Annotated in this window: 1 protein-coding gene; it reads right to left on the bottom strand. The window is 57.8% G+C overall.

All coding sequences use genetic code 11. The features are described 5' to 3' along the window. On the bottom strand, positions 1 to 1179 hold a 1179-nt coding region (locus VQ044_RS25010; RefSeq protein ID WP_331827885.1), incomplete at its 3' end, for a hypothetical protein. Between the last annotated feature and the right edge of the window lie 586 nt (positions 1180 to 1765).

The raw sequence follows: 1765 nt of genomic DNA, 5'->3' as shown, positions 1-1765 counted from the left end.
CCCGCGGAAATCGGGTATCATGTCATTGCGGAGCGACCATCCGAGGGGCCTTTGAACCCGCCGCAGTGAGTTTCGAAACGGACTCTTAGCCCGTGCGTACCCATACTTGTTCTTCTGTTGAACAACCTCGTCGCGGGTCACGCCGTCTACCACCTGATAGATGACGCGCTGGTTGTTGCCGATCCGCACCTCAGCGAGCGAGCCCTCGGCTAGTCCGGCTTCGTTGACCACCTCGAATTGCAGGTACTCCGGGCTGGTCTCGGTATCCACGATGCCACACAGCCGATCGATCCACTGTAAAGCTCGAATGTCGGCCTTATCCTCATCTGTCACGGCTATGGAAATTGCTGTTCCGCTCATAGCCGTCGCGCTACCAGTATGGAGTGCCGCGAGCCGCTTCGGTAACGACGTGGTTAACACTCGGAGCAAGTTGCCTTCATCCCGCCCAACATAGTCGAGAGCTACGCCCAGTTGCGGTGGACCATGCTGGTCAGAAATCACCATTGGCGTTCCCCGAGTGATCGTCTTCGCCTCGGCCTGTCGAACAAGAACAATTCCCGGAGATTGATATGCGGCGACCGTACCAATCAGATCATCCCGGCTGATAGGATTCGGCCTTTCAAGAAACCATAAAAGATACTTTGCCAGCGCCTCGATCGGCTGAAAAACGGTGATGACAATGAAAGTGGCAAGGATCGCGAACACCTCACCGGGCGCATCGCGGTGGAATAACCAGACTGCCGACGTGATTATGAGGCCGAAAATGATGTTAGGGCTGCCTAGACCGATCACCCCGCGCTCGAAGACTCTCCACACGGTCGAGGGCTCCTCACCCAACGGAGGGCGGAAGATCAAGAGCAGGATTGAGACCAAGGCTATAATGGCGCTGAACCCGATGGTCGCACCGAAGATATAAGCTTCCGGTGTCCATGGAAGCACCACGGGTATCGCCGAGAGCAAGGCGAGCAGCGCCGTTACACCGTTTATAAACGCGCCCGATGGTGGAGTGAAATAAGGATTCAGAATCCGGCTACCGAAGAGGAGACTCGCGATCCCACCGTACAACAAAATAGCATTCTCGTTAGGCCTCAGTCCGCTGTCAACGAACAGACCTTGGACAACCAGCAAGACCGCTATGTAGAAAACAAGGGCGATTGCTCGTACTTTGGCTTCCGACATCACGCCCCGTTCTCACAAAGTCGCAGATTACTTATTTATGCGAATTGCAGGATTACCATTGTAGGACGCAGTCCGCATCGTTTTTGCAAACTCGCTCCACAATATCATTTGAAGATGTCGGCCCACATCGACGTCTGCACGGCGCCTCGGAAATGACCTTATAAACGAGCAGCGCAATCCCTCGCGAAAATAGAATCTATCGCGCGCCGCCAACGGCAGTTGTTGCCCGATTTTCGTCAGAAGTAGCCAGCCCACTTCCGGCCCTACCCGAAGAAATTTATCCCCACCCTCCCCACCTCCCGCATACTGCCCTCACCGCCGGCCCACGGAACGGGCGCGAATGATCACCGGGATCGTTCGGGGGCTGGCAGGCGGTGTCCGCGACGGGGCTCTTCCGGAGAAGGCCCTGCCCGGACGGCCCCGAGCGCCCGCCGGCCAGAGGGACCCAATTCCAAGCGGCACGAGCCGCCAGTCCATCGCCGGCAAGCGCGCCCTCTCGCCCCTTGTGGGAGAGAGGGCGCGCCAAGCCTCGACACCTCGGCATGCTCGGTCTCGGCGATTGGCGAAGCCATCTAACGCGGTCGTG

The sequence above is a fragment of the Aurantimonas sp. C2-5-R2 genome (assembly GCF_036549495.1).
Lineage (GTDB): Bacteria > Pseudomonadota > Alphaproteobacteria > Rhizobiales > Rhizobiaceae > Aurantimonas > Aurantimonas coralicida_A.
Note: the sequence above shows the minus strand (reverse complement) of the source record. Positions and strands in the feature narration are given on the sequence as shown.